This is a genomic window from Variovorax sp. DXTD-1, from assembly GCF_003984625.1.
Taxonomy (GTDB): domain Bacteria; phylum Pseudomonadota; class Gammaproteobacteria; order Burkholderiales; family Burkholderiaceae_C; genus Variovorax.
Window position 1 is genome coordinate 9427 of record NZ_RWKH01000025.1, and the last position, 17746, is coordinate 27172.

The window sequence follows — 17746 nt, forward strand, 5'->3', positions numbered from 1 at the left end:
CGAACACCAGATGTAACTGAAGGTTGGTCGCCCAAAATCGCGCCGCCGTTAGCAATTACTTCGGCTGTGAAACCGTTTCGCAGCCGCGGTCAGCCGAACACCCTCATGCCCAAGCTCAACTTTCTCCGCCCTCGCACCCACCGGTTTGCCCTGGAGAGCCGGCAGCTCTTCGACGGTGCCGCCTTCGTCGAAGCTGCGGCCCATGCGGATTCGGCGCCCGCCGATGCGCACCATGCACCCGCGGCGGAATCGCCCGCGCCCGCGCCCGCGCCCGCGCCGGCCCAGCCTGCGCGTGAGTCCATGGCCGAGCGGGCCAGCGCCGAGCCCGCGCAGCCGGCGGCCGCGTCAGCGCCCCACGAGGTGTATGTCGTGGACCAGAACATTGCCAACTGGCAGCAGCTCGCCGCGGCGGTGCCGCAAGGGGCCCAATTGATCGTGCTGGACTCCGGCTCTTCCGGCGTTCAGCAGCTCGCCGTCGCGCTCAGCGGCCAGACCGGCATTACGGCATTGCACATCCTGAGCCACGGCAGCACGGGCGAAATCACGCTGGGGAACGAACAGGTCGACACGGCCTCTCTCGGCGGCTCGGCGGACGCCTGGCGCGCCATCGGCGCGAGCCTGAGCGCGGATGCCGACATCCTGCTCTACGGCTGCGACGTGGCGGCCGACGGCGCCCAGTTCTCGCAAGCACTCGCCAGCCTGACCGGCGCCGACGTGGCCTCGTCCACCGACGCCACCGGTGCCACGGCGCGCGGGGCGGACTGGGCGCTCGAATCCGCCACCGGCGCCATCGAGACGCGCAGCTTCGCCGCCGCCGATTTCGACGGCCTGATGGCCGCGCCGACGGTGGCGACCACCGCCACCCGCCTGACCGTGGCGGAGCCGAGCGACCTCAACCAGGCGGGTGCGGACCGCGCCACCCTGAGCGGCTGGACCATCACCGACGACGGTTCGGGCAACGTGACGGTCACCGTGGTCGTGGAAAACCCGTCCGTGGGCACGCTGTCCTCGGCCAGCACCACCGGCGTGAGCGCCATTGCCGGTGGCTTCAGCTTCACGGGCAGCGTGGCGAACGCGAATGCCTGGGTGAACCAGCTGGTGTTCACCTCGGCCGACGTCGAACTCGGCACCACGGCCGCCAACACGCGCATCCTCGTGAACGTCACCGATTCCGAGTCGCCGGCGCTGAACGCGAGCCGCGCCCTCGACGTGACGGTCACCCCTTCGAACGACCCGGTGATCGTCGCCGACGCCACGCAGGCCGTCGCCGAAATCGGCAGCACCACGATCACGCTCGCGACGCTGAATGCGATCGACCCCGAGGTGGCGCACGGCACCCAGGAACCAAGCCAGATCGTGTACGGGCTCACGGCCGCTCCGGTCCACGGCTACCTGACGGTCGGCGGCACGCGCCTGGGCATCGGCAGCGTGTTCACGCAGCAGGACGTGATCGATGGCCGGGTGGTCTACGTCCACACGGCCACGGGCGCCAACCAGAACACGCAGGACAGCTTCGCCGTGCAGGTCAACGACGGCGCGACGCTGTCGAACCGCTCCGACACGGCCACCATCACGCTGAACGTCACACCCCAGAACCAGGCACCGACCGTGAGCGGCTCGGGCAACATCCTCGAAGGCCAGCCGGCCAATGCGCTCGACAGCGGCGGCAATCCCGCTTCGGTGGTCGGTAACTTCATCGTGGCGCAGGGCGGCGGCGATGACGATGCATCGGCACTCACGGTGAGGCTGACCAGCCTGCCCACCGACGGAACCCTGTTCTTCGGCGGCGCGGTGACCATCGGCGGCGTCGCGCAGACGATCGCCAACCGGGCCGTGACACAGGCCGACATCGACGCGGGCTTCGTCTTCGCCTACGCCGACCGCGGCAACCTGACCTATGGCAACAACGGCAACCGCGACGCCAACCCGGCAACCGGCTATCCGTTCGACGACGGCTTCGGCGTCGAGATCGCCGACGCCGGCGGCGGCGCCGGTTCCGGCGCGGCACTGACCGCCAGCACGACCATCGAGCTGACCATCCGGCCGACCAACGACGATCCGGCCCTGGTGCCTGCCAGCACCCTTGAGGCCACCGTCACTGCCGCGGGCAACGTCAACGGCCCCTACATGGTGACACTGACTGCAGCCATGCTGAATGTGTCGGACGTCGACTCGAGCGACAACCGCCTGACCATCGCGGTGGTTTCGCAAGCCGGCATGAACCAGGGCCGCCTGCTGCTGAACGGACGGGAGCTGCCGAACGGCGGCACCTTCACGGTGGCCGACATCAAGGCCGGCCGCGTGCAGTATGTGCAGCAGCTCGGGGCCAACGCGGGCGACATCGACCAGTTCCAGTTCCAGGTCCGCGACAACACCACGAGCGTGCGCTGGAACGCGGACGGCACGCCGATCCAGCGCGACGGCGGCCAATACGACGACGGCGGAACAACGGGCGACTACAGCGACGACACCCTGCGGACCTTCAACTTCACGATCAACCTCGCGGAAACGCCCGCGGGCAACGGCGGTGCGCTGGTTCCGCTGGACAACACGGCCACGCATGCCGACTCCAGCTATGCCGGCACCAATACCGCCGGCAACTCGCGCGGCAACCTCAGCGAAGGGGGGACCATCGTGCTGTCGGGCACCGGTGCCGACTTCAGTGCCACGCCCGGGCTGAGCTATACGGTCGAGGGCGTCGACCCCCAGCAGGTGGTCTACACCGTGCTGGGCTTCAGCGGCGGCAGCGACGGCGAATGGAACGGCGTGCTGCAGCGCTTCGATGCGGCGAGCAACAGCTGGGTCGACCTGGGCGTCTTCGACACCTTCACGCAGGCCGACCTCAACGCCAACCGGGTCCGCTTCGTGCACGACGGCGACAGCGAAGACTTCGAATCGAGCGTGCAGCTGTCGGCGTCGGCCGGCGTGCTGGTCAGCGACGGCAACGGCGGCGTGCAGGCGGACTCCTGGGTCACGAGCTTCAGCTTCTACGCGACGCCGGTCAACGATGCGCCCGTCACCACCGGCTCCTCCAATACGGTCATCCCCGAAGGCAGCACGGCCTACATCACGACCGGCCAGATCCAGATCAGCGACCCGGACGATGCGGTCAGCGAGGGCTACCTGGAAGGCTCCGCCACGGCGCCGGGCGGCGGCGACAACTACGCCTTCAACAACGCCCCGAGCGGCAACGACGCGCTGCGGTTCCAGGTGGTATCGCTCCCGCCGGGCGGCACGCTGGAGTATTTCAACGGCACCAGCTGGGTTGCCGTCACCACCGCCCAGCTGATCAATGCGTCGTTGATCACCGGTTCGGCCGGCACCACCGGCCTGCGCTTCGTGAGCGACGGCTCGGAGCTGCGCAGCACGAGCTTCGACGTGGTCGCGGTCGACCGCTGGGGCGCGACCTCGAACACCGCGACCGTGACGATCCAGATCACCAACGTCAACGATGCACCGCAGATCGCCGCCGACCCGACGCAGACCGATCCGGAGCCCTCGTCCAACAACGAGCCGCTGACCGTGGCCGAGGGCGGCTACGCGCAGATCACGACGGCCATGCTCTCGGCCTTCGATCCCGACAGCACCACCACGCAGGTGCAGTACACCATCACCACGGCCGCGGCGCGGGGCAGCATCGCTTATTCGACCGATGGCGTCACGTTCCTGCGGCTGGGCGCCGGTTCCGCTTTCACAGAAGCCGACGTGCGTGCGGGCCGCATCTACTACCTGCACGGCGGCACTGAATCGAACGGCGCCGTCTACCCAGGGTCGCCGACCGATTCCTTCCGCTTCAGCCTCGGCGACGGCGACAAGGAGCAACAGAACAACCAGTTCTGGATCTACGTCACGCCGGCCAACGATGCGCCTGTGGTGAGCGGGCCCACGGAACCGATTCCGGTCGACAGCGCCACCGGCGCCAACAACCCGGTGCCGGGCTTCAGCGTGGCCGATCCCGACATGGATACGCCGCAGGCCGGGGAAACCGACTTCGTGCAGGTCACGGTGCGGCTGCTCGACGCCAATGGCAATGCCTTCACTGCAGGCGACTATGCGGGCGTGACCATCGGCGCGGCCGGCACTGCCACGATCGACACCGACAAGAACGGCGCCGGCGACTACCTGACGCTGCGCGGCACGCGCGCCGAAATCAACGCGGCGCTGGCTACGCTGACCGTGACCTTCAACACCGACCGCGACGTGGCCTACCAGGTCCAGGTCATCGCCGACGACCGGCTGCGCGACGAGGCGAGCGGCGCCCTGGAAACGGGCGCCAACGGCGGCCCGGTGAACGAATCCGATCCGGCCGGCAGCGCCGGCATCGCGATCCCGGCCACCGAATACGACTGGTACAGCGCGACGGTACCGACCACGGGCGCCATCACCGGCAACATGTCGGCCGCCTCGGTGCGCATCTTCGCCTCGAGCGAAAACGACCCGGGCGTACTGCAGGCCCCGCCCTCGGCCAACGTGGTCGAAGACCAGGCGAGCTACATCGGCGGCGGCTTCGTCGTGAGCGATCCCGAATCCGCGGCCTTCGATACACCGATCACGGTGACTCTCTCGGTACCGAGCGGCACGCTCGGCATCGGCGGGGCCGGCGCGCAGGGCAGCTTCACGCCGGGCGGCGGCCAGGCCGTCACGATCACCGGCGACAACACCGGCACGCTGGTCCTCACCGGCCGGGCGAGCGACATCGAGGCGCTGCTCAACAGCGGCGCCTCAACCGGCCTGACCTACCGCAGCGCAGCCAACGTCAACCACGACACCAACGGCGGCGCCGGCGGCGACGTCACGCTCACGGTCTCCTTCGACGATGCGGGTTCGCGCATCGGCGACGACACCGGCAGCGGCAGCGTCGCGAACAACCCGGCCAACGTGACGATGGCGCTGACGATCGCGCCGGTGAACGACGCGCCGACAGTCACGCTCAATGGCGCCACGCCGAGTACGCCCCTCGTGCTGACCGGCGGCGCCACCCCGACGGCGGTGCCCGGCTTCGTGGTCGGCGACGTCGACGTCACTGGCGACATCGACAACGGTTCGGACTCCGACGTCACCGACGGCGAAACCGACTTCCTGCAGGTCACGATCCGCATCACCGATGCGGCCGGCGTCCCCTTGGCCGCAAGCGCCTACAGCGGCACGAGCAGCATCACGATCGAGTCGAGCAACGCAGGCTCGGGTGTCGTGATCGACCCGACCTTCGACGGCACCGACAGCGCGCTCGTCATCAGCGGCACGCGAGCCCAGGTGCAGGCCTATCTCGACGGCCTGCGCGTCGCGCTGACCGGCGGCCTCGCCAACGGCGACCAGACCTACCGTGTCGAAGTCATCGTCGACGACCGTGTACGCGACGGCGGCGGCAGCGTCACCGGCGCCAACGGCGGCCAGAACAACAACGCGGGCAACGGCACCATCGTGCCGCCGGCCACGCCGATCGATCCCTATGCGGCCACGCCGGGCGGACTCACGAGCAACGTGGCTTCCACCTATCGCACGCTGTTCCCCTCGTCGATCAACGACCCGGCGCACATCGCGGCCGGCAACCTCGCCGTCGGCGAAGGCGGCGGCAGCGTCACGATCACGGGCATCACCGTGACCGACCAGGACGCGCTGGAGACCAGCGTCCTGACCGCCACGGTGTCGGTGCCCGCGGGCTTCACGATCACGGCCATCGGCGCGGGCAGCGGCGGCAACGCCGCGATCGCGGGCGACGGCCGCTCGGTCACGATCACGGGCACGCTGGCCGAGATCAACAGCCGCATCAACACCATCGCGGTGCAGCTGCCCGACGCACCGGGCGACGCCACGCGCTCGGACTGGAACGGCGCCTTCGACGTGATCGTCGTGGTCGACGACGAGGGCAACACGGGCGGCCGTCCTGCCACCTTGGCGGGGGGCGACAACAACACGACCGGCACCTTCCAGTACCAGGACGGCATTGCAGCCGACCTCATCACCACGCGCACCTTCAGCTTCACCGTCAATCCGCTCAACGATGCGCCGAACGTCGTCAACGGCAACACCGAGACCCTCGCGGCTGTGAACGAGGACGTGGGCACCTCGGCGGCCGGCGCCACGGTCGGTGCGCTGTTCAGCGGCCATTTCGCCGACGCGGTCGACAGCATCGACAACACCAACAGTGGCAGCGGCGGCAGCGCATCCGACAGCTTCTGGGGCGTGGCCATCACCGGCCTCGCGCTCGATCCCGCGCAGGGCACGTGGCAGTACTCGCTCGACGGATCGACCTGGACCGCGGTCGGCGCGCGCAGCGACGCGAATGCGCTGGTGCTCGCCTCGAGCGCGCAGCTGCGCTTCGTGCCGGCAGCCAACTTCCACGGCACGCCGAATGCGCTAACGGTGCGCCTGGTCGAAACAGATGCCAACAGCGACAGCGCCACGACCGACCCGGTCTCCGGCGCGGTCGTGAACGTGTCCGGCGCCGGCAATGGCGGCACGACCGTCTACAGCGCCACCACGGTGGTGCTGTCGACCAGCGTGGCCAACGTGAACGACCGGCCGACCGCGGCCGATGCCGTCCTCACCACCGGCATCGAAGACCAGCAAGGCCAACCCGCACCCGCCGCCACCGCTGCCAGCCTGTTCGGCGCCGGCTACGGCGACGCCACGGACGACCAGCGCGCGATCACCGGCGGAGCCAATGCGTCGACCACGTTCGGCGGTATCGCGATCGTTGGCAACGCTGCGACCGCGGCCCAGGGCACCTGGCAGTACTCGACCGACGGCACGACCTGGACGAACGTGCCCACCGGTGCTTCCGACAGCGATGCGCTCCTGCTCGCGCCCGATGCGCAATTGCGCTTCGTGCCGGCCGCAAACTACAACGGCGCACCGGGCAGCCTGATCGTGCGCATATCCGACGCGCCGGTGAGCACCAGCACCGGCGCGGACATCAGCGCCACCACCGGTGCCCAGACCAGCCAGTGGTCCCTCACGCGCACGCTCTCGACCACCGTGGTACCGCGCAACGATGCGCCGGCGCTCACCGGAACGACCGGTGCAACCGGCATCGAGAACGGCCAGACCGGCAGCGGCACCAGCATTCCACCGGTGGCGCTGCTCACCGGCGGCGGCGTGGCCGACCTCGACCTCGCGACCACGCCGGGCCTGGCCACCGGCACTTTCGGCGCCGGCCGCATCACCGTGAGCCTCGACGGCTACCAGCCCGGCGATGTGCTGTCGGTCGATCCGGCCGCGCTGCCTGCGGGCGTCACGGTGTCGGGCGGCAACGGCGCGCCGTTGATCGTGCAGTTCGTCGCCGGCACCACGGTGGCCGAGGTGCAGGCGGTGCTCGATGGGCTGCGCTACAGCAGCACGAGCGACAACCCGACCAACTACGGCGCCGACCCCGACCGCGTCTACACCATCGTCATCAACGACGGCAACAACACGCAGGCCGGAGGCGATGCGGGCGGACCCGCGCTCGACAGCAACGTGCTGACCGGAACGCTCGCGATCGCGGCCACGAACGATGCGCCGACGGCCAACGACGACACCCACAGCATCACCGAAGACACGGTCTCGGTCGGCAGCAATGTCATTGCGGGCCGCGTCGGCACCACAGGCCAAGGCGATACCGACCCCGACAACACCGTGCTGACCGTGACCGGCCTGCGCACGGGCGCCGAAACCGGCAGCGGGACCACGGGCAGCGTGGGCGCGGCGCTGGCGGGCACCTACGGCAGCGTGGTGCTCAATGCCGACGGCAGCTACACCTACACGCTCGACAACACCAACCCGCGCGTACAGGCGCTGACGGCTGGCGAGACGCTGGTCGAGGTCTATACCTACACCATCTCCGATGGCGCCGGCGGCACCGACACGGCCCAGCTCACCATCACGATCACCGGCGCCGCGAACAACGGCCCGGCCGACGACCTGCCTGCCATCGTGGTGAACGATGCGAACGGGGCCGCCACCGGCGAGCTCAGCGTCGACGAGGCCGGCCTCACGAGCGCCGGCGACACCCGCGAGACGGCCGGCAGCACCTTCGCCATCAGCGCGGCGGACGGCCTGGCCTCGATCACGGTCAACGGCACCTCGTTCACGCTCGCGCAGCTGCAGGCCGCCACGCCCGGCGCGCCGCTGACCATCGCCACCGCCGACGGCGTGCTCAACATCACCGGCTTCACCCCGACCAGCACGGTGGGCAGCCTCACGACCGCCGGCACGGTGAGCTACAGCTACACGCTCGCGCAGCAGCAGGACCACACCGGCGGAGAGGTCACCGATCCGTTCGCGCTGACCGTGACCGACCGCGACGGCGACGTCGCGAACGGCACGCTCACGGTGCTGATCGTCGACGACGTGCCGGTGGCGGTCAACGACACCAACAGCATCGGCGAAGACGCGGCACCGAACACCGTCAGCGGCGACCTGAAAACCGGCCCTACCGGCGATACCGATGGTGCCGACAACGGCAACGGTGTCCCCGTCTCCGAAGTGAAGTTCAACGGCACGACAGGCACGGTGGGTCTTCCGCTCGCAACGGCCTACGGCAGCATCGTCGTCAACGCGAACGGAACCTATACCTACACGCTCGACAACGACAACGCCGCCGTCAATGCCCTGAAGGACGGCGAGACGCTGACCGAAACGGTGAACTACACCATCACCGATGCCGACGGCGACGCTTCCTCCGCCACGCTCACGATCACCATCCATGGCCGCACCGACGTGGCCGGCGGACCGTCGATCGTGGCGGTCGACGGCAACGGCGCCGCCGCGGGCCAAACCGAGGTGCACGAGAGCGGCCTGACCGACGGCGCCGGCGGCACCGACCCGCGCGAAACCAGCAACGGCACCATCGCCATCGAGGCGGCCGACGGACTGACGTCGGTCACGGTCGGCGGCACTGCGCTGACGGTGGCGCAGCTGCAGGCGCTCGGCACCACGCCGGTCACCATCGACACCGGCGAGGGCACGCTGGTGCTCACGGGCTTCACGGCGACCAGCTCGGTCGGCGGCGTGCCCACGGCCGGTACGCTGAGCTACACCTACACGCTCAAGAACCCGATCGACCAGCCCGGCGCGAGCGAGAGCTTCGATCCGGTCGCGCTGCAGGTCAACGACGCGGGCGGCGGCTCGAGCACCGGCACGCTGCTGGTGCGCATCGTCGACGACGTGCCGGTGGCGGTGAACGACACGGCCATCATCACCGAGGATGCGGCCCCCAACACCGTGAGCGGCGCCGTCAACGCCAACGACACGAACGGCGCCGACGACGCCAATGGCGTGCCGGTCACCGGCGTGAGCTTCGGCGGCACGGCCGGCAGCCTGGGCTCGCCGCTGGCCATGGTCTACGGCAGCATCGTCGTGAACGCGGACGGCAGCTACACCTACACGCTCGACAACACCAACCCCGCGGTGCAGCGCCTGGTGCCCGGCGAGACGCTGACCGACACGGCCAGCTACACCATCACCGATGCCGACGGCGATACCTCGACGGCCACCATCACCATCACGATCGGCGGCGCCAACGACGGCGTGGTGCTCGAGCTGACCGACGGCAACGGCCCCGACGGCACCGGCCATGCCACCGTCTCCGAGCGCGGGCTGGGCGACGGCAGCGACCCGAGCGAGACGACCACCGGCCGCTTCGTGATCCGCACGCCCGACGGGCTCGGCAGCATCGACGTGGGCGGCACGACCGTGACGCCGGCGCAGTTGGCGAACCTCGGTACCACGCCGGTCACCATCGTCACCGACAAGGGCACCATCACGCTGACCGGCTGCGACCCGGCAACGGGCGCCGTCAGCTACAGCTACACGCTGAGCCAGCGCCAGCCGCATGGCGGCGGCGAGGTGACGGACGACATTGCCGTGACCGTACGCGACCGCGACGGCGACAGCACCACGGGCACCCTGCGCGTGCTGGTGATCGACGACGTACCCACCGCACGCGACGACGCGGCTTCGGTCGGTACCACGCGGCCCGACGCCACCTCGGTGGGCGGCAACCTGTTCGGGCCGAACGGCCGCGGACCCGGCGACGTCGGCGACCGCATCGGTGCCGATTTCGTGGCCGAGCCCGTGACCGGTTTCTCCTTCGAAGGGCGGCCCGGCGTCATCGGCGGCGCGCCGCTGGCCGGCGCCTACGGCACGCTGCAGCTGAACGCGGACGGCAGCTACACCTATGCGGTTGACGGCAACAACTCGCGCGTGTCCTCGCTCGGCGACGGCCAGACGCTGACCGAGGTGTTCAGCTACACCATCACCGATGCCGACGGCAGCACGAGCACGGCGCAACTGGTGGTGACGATTCGCGGCGCTTCGCAGTTCCGTCCGCTCACGAGTGACCAAGTCCTCCCGAACGAGCTCCTGTACCGGCAGCGCTACATCGCGCAGGCCATGGTGCCGACACTGTTCGTGGAGTTCTCGGTGCAAGAGTCGCAACGGATGAGCCAGGATGCGCTGGCGTCGATCGCTTCGCGCGTGGCGGGCGGCGTCTACAGCTCGATCGACAGGAACCGGGTCTTCGGCATCGGGCAGGAGATGAGCAACACCGAGCATGTGAGCCGCGACGGCATCGGATCGTCGGCGCGTCTGCTGGAGGAAATCCGGCAGGTGCTGGCACTGCGCGGGCTGGATGCCGGGCTGCCGGACGGCGGCAACGCACTGTTCGGCGATTTCCCCGGCTTTGCCGCACCCGCAGAAGCACCCGCCGAAGCGCCGGCGCAGCGCCAGCAACCGGCTGGCGAGCGCATCGTGGTGCCCGGCGCGGCAACCTCGGCCGCGCCGCTCGCCGAGCGTGCGCAGCATGCGGAAGCCATCCGGCTGCCTGCCGCAGCCGGCGGCACCGGGCATTCCGCGGAGCCGGCGCAGGCCGCGCGCTCCTTCTCCAGCCGGCTGGCTGCGAGCGCAGGCGAACGCGGCACGGTGCGCGACGTTGTGCGCGTGCAGCAGCAGGAAGCGGTGCGCGTCAAAGTGCCCGCAGCCCAGTCATGAAACCGGCCACCGCACGGCCCGCCATCGAACCACCCTTCAGAACCGACAACCCAATGACCGAAACACTCAACGTGAAGAAATCGAAACTCCCCGGCGCCCCCACTTGGGCGGCCGCGGCCATTGCCGTGCTGCTGGCGGGTTGCAGCGTCAATCCCGTGCAGGTCACGCCGGAGGAAGTCGCGCAGCGCGTGCAGAGCGACCAGGCCCAGATGTACAAGGGCCAGGCGCCGGTCTCCGCGCCCATCAGCTACTCCGATGCGCTGGCGCGTGCGCTCAAGTACAACCTGGACTACCGCCTCAAGCTGATGGAGAGCGCGCTCGCACGCGGCCTGCTCGACGTGTCGGCCACCGACATGCTGCCCAAGCTGGTGGCCGACGCGGGCTACAACGACCGCAGCAACGATTCCGGCGGCACCAGCATCGGCATTGAAGACCGCGTGGTGAGCCTGCGCCCCTCGACCTCCGAGCAACGCTCGCACTACTACGGCCGCGCTACGCTGTCGTGGAACGCGCTCGATTTCGGCCTGGCCTACTTCCGCGCCAAGCAGGCGGCCGACGAAGTCAACATCGCCGAGGAGCGCCGCCGCAAGATTTTGCAAAACATCGTGCAGGACGTGCGCAACGCCTACTGGCGCGCGCTGGGCGCGCAACGCCTGCTCGCCGAGGCCGACCAGCTCGCCGTCCGCATCGAAGACGCGCTGGGCAAGTCGCGCGAGGCCGAGCGTGCCGGCGTGCTGCCGCCGACGCAAGGCCTGGCCTACCAGCGCGCCCTGCTCGACGCGATGTCGCTGGTCAACGCCAAGCGCCAGGAAATGCAGTTCGCCAAGCGCGAACTCGCGGCACTCATGAGCCTGCCGCCCGGCACCCAGTTCACGCTGGTGGACAGCCCGATGGGCCAGCACGCGCCCGCCACGCTGGACATCGACAAGCTCGAACGCACCGCGCTGGAAAACCGCCCCGAGCTGCGCGAGGAAGACTACAAGGCGCGCGTGGGCGTCAATGAAACCAGGAAGCAGATCGCGGCCCTGTTCCCGAGCCTGAACCTCTACGGCGGCCCGCGCTACAACTCCAACGACCTGCTCTACAACAACAGCTGGACCGACGTCGGCGTGAGCGTCTCGATGGACCTGTTCCGCCTGGCGGCCATTCCGGCGATCAACCGCACCAACGAAGCGCGCCTGCGCAACGACGAGGCGCGGCGCCTGGCGCTTTCGATGGCCGTGATCACGCAGGTGCGCGTGTCGGCCGAGCGCTACAAGCTCGCGCTGGTCGACCAGGAACTCGCGGCCGAGTCGAGCCGCGTCGACCAGCGCCTGGCGAGCGTCTCGCGCGCCGGCAGCAGCAACCGGCTGGAAAGCGAACTGGAGTCCCTCCGCACCGATTCGCGCGCACTCGTTTCGCGCTTCCAGCTCTCCACCGCTTACGCCGCAACGCAGGCCTCGTATGCCCGCGTGCTGAACTCGGTGGGCATCGACCTGCTGCCCGACACCGTGACCGGCACCGACATTCCGACCCTGGCCAGCGCCATCGACAAGAGCCTGCTCGAAGGCGAGAAGGTCGTGTTCGTCCGTACGGCCGCCGTGCAGACGCCCAGCCGCCCGATCGCGGTGCGCGTGCAAAACCTCCCCACCGGCGTGAACGAGGCTGCGGTGCGCAGCGCCGTCGAGCGCATCGTCTCGCGCAACGAACTGCAGACCGCGCAGGGCGGCGACGCACTGGTGCTGACGCTGGCATTCGAGCGCATGGAATCGCGCGCCACGACGCGTGCGCAGTGGCGCGTCACCGTGGCCGAGCCCGGTGGCCGCCGGCTGCTGTCGCAGAGCTACGTGAGCTTCTTGCCGAATGCCCCGAGCGAGAGCGCACTCGGCGCCTTCGCGGAGGCGGCCACGCTGTCGGTCATTTCCGATCTGCGCCGCCTTGCAAGCACCAGCGCTTCAGTCGCGCAAAAGCCGTGAAGCGGCCCGCCAGAGCATTCGGCCTGCTGGTCGCTTCGATCTGCGGCCTCGGCATCGGCCTGCAGCAAGCCGCCGCCCAGACGGCACCGCCCCGCGCGCCGGCCCAGAGCACGGCCAGCGCCGCGGCGCCGGTGCGCTTTCTCGTGGTGGCCTCGCAAGAGAGCATTCTCTCGGCCTCGACCGCCGGGCGCTTCGCCAAGGTGCAGGCGAACCTGGGCGACACGGTTCGCGCCGGACAGCTGCTGGCCGCCTTCGACTGCGCCGAGTTCCAGGCCCGCCGCGATGCGGCGCGCGCCGAGGCCGAATCGGCCCGCGTGCAGTACGAAGCCAAGTTGAAGCTGCAAGGCCTGCAGTCGGCGGCGGAGGTCGAGGTCGAACTCGCCGCCGCCAACGTCAACAAGGCCCAGAGCCAGATCCGCATCTTCGATGCGCAGCTCGGCCAGTGCGCTTTCGTGGCGCCCTTTGCAGGCAAAGTCGCGCGCGTGCACGTGAAGGTGGGGCAAGGCGTGAACCCCGGCGCGCCGGTGGTCGAACTGGTGGGCAACGGCCCGCTCAAGGCGCGCATGAACGTGCCTTCGCAATGGCTCGCATGGCTCAAGGTGGGCGACCGCCTCCAGGGCACGGTGGACGAAACCGCCAGCGCCTGCGACCTGAAGGTGACGCGCGTCGCCGGCCGCGTCGATGCGGTGAGCCAGACGGTCGAGATCGAGACCGAACTCGCCGGCGGCACCGCCCAGGTGCTGCCCGGCATGAGCGGCCAGATCCGCGCGCCGGCCGGACGGTGAGCCGCGCCGTGCTCCGTCGAAAAACACGACCGTGACCGACCTGGCTTTTCACGCGCTCGCCGCGAAGGTGCGCGCGGCCACCCGCGCGGCCGACCTGGCCTTTGTCATCTGCAACGAGACCCATGCGCTCGCCGGCTACCGGCAGGCGGCGCTGGTCGGCTACTTCGGCGCGCGCCGCACCCGGCTGGTCGGCCATTCGGGGCTGGCCGACGTCGAGGCCGATTCGCCCTATGCGCTCTGGCTGGCCGAGCTGGCCGACCACCTGCGCCCGCGGTTCGATGCGCTGCCGCCGGCCGCGCGCGTGCTCTCGCTGGCGCCCTCGATGCTGCCCCCGGCGCTGGCCGCGTCCTGGGCCGACTGGCTGCCCGACCATGTCTGGGTGCTGCCGCTCATCGGCCCCGACGGCCAGACCCGCGCCGTGCTGTTCCTCGCACGCGAGAACCCGTGGCCCACCGAATTCGGCGCCGATGCGCCCGAGTACCTGCTGCTGCAGGCCGCGGCAACCTACGGCCACGCCTGGTGGGCGCTGACCGGCCGCCGGCGCTCGCTCGGCACGCTCTGGCAGGGCCTCTGGTCCCGAAGGGCGCTGCGCTGGTCGCTGTTCCTGCTGCCGCTGGTGCTGCTGGCGCCGGTGCGCGAATACGCGCTGGTGCAGGCCGAGGTCATCTCGCTGCGCAGCCAGGTGATCGCCTCGCCGCGCGATGGCGTCATCAGGCGCATCACCGTGCAGCCCAATACGCCGGTCGAGGCGGACCAGGTGATTGCCGAACTCGACGACACCACGCTCTTCAACCGCCTGGCGGTGGCCGAGGCGGCGTTGGCAAGCGCGCGGCTCGAACTGCACCAGGCGTCGCAGCGCGCGATCGAATCGCAGACCGCCAAGGCCGAGCTCAACCTGGCCGAAGGCAAGCTGCGCGAGCGCGAGGTCGACGTGGCATCGCTGCAGCGCGAGGTGGCCCAGCTCTCGATCAAGGCGCCGGCCAAGGGCGTGTTCGTTTATTCCGACCCCGACGACTGGGCCGGCCGCCCGGTGCAGACCGGCGAACGCGTTGGCCTCCTGGCCGACCCCGCTTCGCTGGGCGTGCAGGCCTGGGCGCCGGTCAGCGAGGCCGTCAACCTGGCGCCGGGCGCGCCGATGACGCTGTTCCTGCGCGTGGCGCCGCTCGATCCCGTCTCCGCGCGGCTCGACTATGCGGGCTACCAGGCGGTCGAGGCCCCCAACGGCGTGGCGAGCTACCAATTGCGCGGCCATATCGACGAAAAGACGCAGGTCGCCCGCATCGGGCTGCGCGGCACCGCGCGCGTGTCGGGCGACTGGACCGTGCTGGGCTACCTGATGTTCCGGCGCCCCTTCGCCGCGGTGCGGGAGTGGTGCGGATGCTGAGCCCGGCGGCCGCAGGGCCCGCACCGTGGCCCGACTTGCGCGAGGAACTGCAGATCCATCCGACCGGTGCGAACCGCGACGGATCGCCGGCCTGGCACATCTGCGACCCGGTACGCAATCTGTTCTTCCGCATCGGCTGGCTCGAGTTCGAATTCCTGCAGCGCTGGCGGCTCGCCGATGCGCAGCGCATCGCGAGCGAGGTCGCCGAGGCCACCACGCTCGCGCCCGCGCCCGACGACGTGGCCGAGTTCCAGGGCTTTCTCGCCCGCCACCAGCTGCTGCGCGCGGCGCGCCAGAAACCGCCGATGCCCGCCTGGCGCTGGCTGCTCAACAACTACCTGTTCGTGCGCATCCCGCTGGTGCGGCCCGCGCTCTGGCTGGAGCGGCTCCTGCCCTGGGTCAGCTGGCTGTTCACCCGCTGGTTCCTCGGGCTCACGGCGTTCGCTGCGCTCGCAGGCCTGGTGCTCGCGGCGCGCCAGTGGGACACCGTCGAGGCCAATCTGCGCGGGGCGCTGAGCTGGGAAGGCGTGCTCGGCTTTGCCGGCGCGCTGATCGTTTCCAAGCTGCTGCACGAGCTCGGCCATGCGCTCGTCTCGACACGGCACGGCGTGCGCGTGGGCCACATGGGCGTCGCGCTGCTGGTGATGTGGCCCATGGCCTATACCGACACGGGCGAGAGCTGGAAGCTCGAGCGCTCGCGCCATCGCTTGGCCATCGCCTCGGCCGGCATCGCGTCCGAGCTGGTGCTGGCGGCGTGGTCCACCTTGCTGTGGGCCTTTCTGCCCGACGGTGACCTGCGCAATGCGCTGTTCTTTCTGGCGACCACGGCCTGGGTGCTGACGCTGCTGGTGAACGCCAGCCCTTTCATGCGCTTCGACGGCTACTACATGCTCACCGACGCGCTCGACTTCCCGGGCCTGCACGAACGCGCGGGGCTGCAGGCCAAGCGCTTCCTGCGGCGCTGGCTGCTCGGCCTCGACGAGCCGCCGGCGGAAACGCTCTCGCCAGGCTTCCGGCGCTTTCTGGTCGCCTTTGCCTTCGCCACCTGGATCTACCGGCTGGTGCTGTTCATCGGCATTGCGGTCGTCGTGTACCACGCCTTCTTCAAGGCCCTGGGCGTTCTCCTGTTCTTCGTCGAGCTCGCGGTCTTCGTCGGCCGCCCCGTCGCCGCGGAGTTCCGGGTGTGGATGCAGCGCAGGGCCGAGATCCCGCACCGGCGCAAGATGGCCTGGCTGCTGGCGCTCGCCGCGATGGCGCTGGTGCTCTGGGTGCCCTGGCGTGCCGGCATCACCGCGCCGGGCGTGCTCAAGGCCGGCTCGGAGCAGCCCGTGTATTCCCCCTTCGCGGCCCGCGTGACGGCGGTGGACATCACCAACGGGCTCGACGTCGAGCCCGGACGCCCCTTGCTCACGCTCGATGCGCCCACCCAGGCGGGCGAGCGCGACAAGGCGCGTGCGCTGGCCCATGCCTACGCCCGCGCCGCGCGCGGTTCGCTCGGGCTGGCCGAGGGCCCGGCTGCGCAGCTGGCCGTGGCGGAGCAGCAGGCGAGCCGATGGGAGGCCGAGGGCCGCGCGCGCGAGGCGGAACTGCTCCGGCTGCGGCTCGTGGCTTCGCACAGCGGCGAAGTCCGCGACCTCGACCCGCTCGTGGGCCGGGACACATGGCTGGGCCCGTCGCAGCTCATCGCGATGGTGGTGGACGGTCGGCGGTGGCGCGTCGAGGCGCTGGTGCCGGAACACGACCGCCAGCGGCTGTCGCTCGACAGCGAAGCCACCGTGATCGTGAAGGGGCGCACGCGCAAGCTGCAGGGGAAGGTGCGCGCCATCGACAGCAGCCCCGTCAAGCGGCTGCCGCACCTGCTGCTCGCGCAGGACCACGGCGGACCGATCGCGCTCAATCCCACCCGGCCCAAGACCGAACTGCGGCCGGCCGACGCCTGGTTCCGCGTGCTCGTGGAAGGGGAATCGGACACCCCCCTCGCGGCGGTGCGCGAGGTGAAGGTGCATTTCGAAGGTACCCGCGAGAGCATTGCCCACCACTGGACCGACAGTGCGCTGTCGGTGCTGATCCAGCAGGCGGGCTTCTAGCGGGGCTAGCGTCTTACGTGGTGGCGCGCATCTGGTCGCGCAACTGCTTGATCTGGTCGTGGTTGCGCTGGGCGCCTTCCGCCTGCTGCTGGATGATTGCGCGCACGTCGGCGGGCAGGTCTTCCTTCAGCGCCTTGCGGTAGCGCGCCACGGCGGCGTCTTCACCGCGCTCGCATTCCTCCAGCATCGAGAGCGCGCTGTTCGCGCCGACCGAACCCTTCACATGCACCCAGCCGCGATGCATGGCACCGCTCACGGTGCCGCCGTCGTCGGGCGAGCCGCCGAAGCGCCTGATGAGCTGAACCAGCTCGCCGGCCGCCTTGGCGCATTCCGCGGAGCGGTTCTGGAACACCTGCTTGAGTTGCGGAGAATCCACTTCCTCCGCGCAGGCCCGGAAACCGTATTCACCATCGCGCGTGTTCTCGAGCAGATCGTTCAGCACCTCGACAACGTCTCCGCTGTTCGCGGTTTCAGCAGTGTTCGTGTAGTTGGCCATGGAATGACTCCTTCGCTTTGCCTCGTGAAGAGGCGGGTTGAAAAAACTGCCGCGCATGCATGCCCGAA

6 protein-coding genes are annotated in these 17746 nt (G+C 69.9%); 5 read left to right on the plus strand and 1 reads right to left on the minus strand.

What is annotated here, in order from left to right; translation table 11 throughout:
- Nucleotides 1-105: 105 nt before the first annotated feature.
- Genes EJI00_RS21175 through EJI00_RS21195 form a run of 5 tightly spaced genes read left to right on the plus strand, consistent with a single transcriptional unit; the run spans nucleotide 106 to nucleotide 17182 of the window.
- Entirely contained in the window at nucleotides 106-10971 is a 10866-nt protein-coding gene (locus EJI00_RS21175) for a cadherin-like domain-containing protein (protein WP_126749453.1), read from the plus strand.
- A 53-nt stretch (nucleotides 10972-11024) separates the two neighbouring features.
- Nucleotides 11025-12926 (plus strand): TolC family protein, encoded by a 1902-nt coding sequence (locus tag EJI00_RS21180; protein WP_126749454.1) that lies wholly within the window; start codon nucleotides 11025-11027, stop codon nucleotides 12924-12926.
- A complete protein-coding gene (locus tag EJI00_RS21185) occupies nucleotides 12923-13711 on the plus strand; it encodes an efflux RND transporter periplasmic adaptor subunit (protein ID WP_185868181.1) in 789 nt (262 codons plus the stop codon). Before EJI00_RS21180 ends, EJI00_RS21185 begins: the two co-directional genes overlap by 4 nt.
- 31 nt (nucleotides 13712-13742) lie before the next feature.
- Entirely contained in the window at nucleotides 13743-15095 is a 1353-nt protein-coding gene (locus tag EJI00_RS21190) for an HlyD family efflux transporter periplasmic adaptor subunit (protein WP_126749456.1), read from the plus strand.
- The gene (locus EJI00_RS21195; protein WP_126749457.1) at nucleotides 15089-17182 is read left to right on the plus strand and encodes an HlyD family efflux transporter periplasmic adaptor subunit; all 2094 of its coding nucleotides are present in this window, start codon (nucleotides 15089-15091) and stop codon (nucleotides 17180-17182) included. Before EJI00_RS21190 ends, EJI00_RS21195 begins: the two co-directional genes overlap by 7 nt.
- A 13-nt stretch (nucleotides 17183-17195) precedes the next feature.
- On the opposite strand, the gene EJI00_RS21200 is transcribed toward EJI00_RS21195, so the two are convergent.
- Complete coding sequence (locus EJI00_RS21200) at nucleotides 17196-17678, minus strand: ferritin-like domain-containing protein (RefSeq protein WP_126749458.1); 483 nt, start codon at nucleotides 17676-17678, stop codon at nucleotides 17196-17198.
- Nucleotides 17679-17746 lie beyond the last annotated feature (68 nt).

What these genes read in the sequence shown, in the direction of transcription:
- EJI00_RS21195 (WP_126749457.1), top strand. Translation starts at nt 15,089, where the DNA reads ATGCTGAGCCCGGCGGCCGCAGGGCCCGCACCGTGGCCCGACTTGCGC.
- EJI00_RS21180 (WP_126749454.1), top strand. Translation starts at nt 11,025, where the DNA reads ATGACCGAAACACTCAACGTGAAGAAATCGAAACTCCCCGGCGCCCCC.
- EJI00_RS21175 (WP_126749453.1), top strand. Translation starts at nt 106, where the DNA reads ATGCCCAAGCTCAACTTTCTCCGCCCTCGCACCCACCGGTTTGCCCTG.
- EJI00_RS21200 (WP_126749458.1), bottom strand. Translation starts at nt 17,678, where the DNA reads ATGGCCAACTACACGAACACTGCTGAAACCGCGAACAGCGGAGACGTT.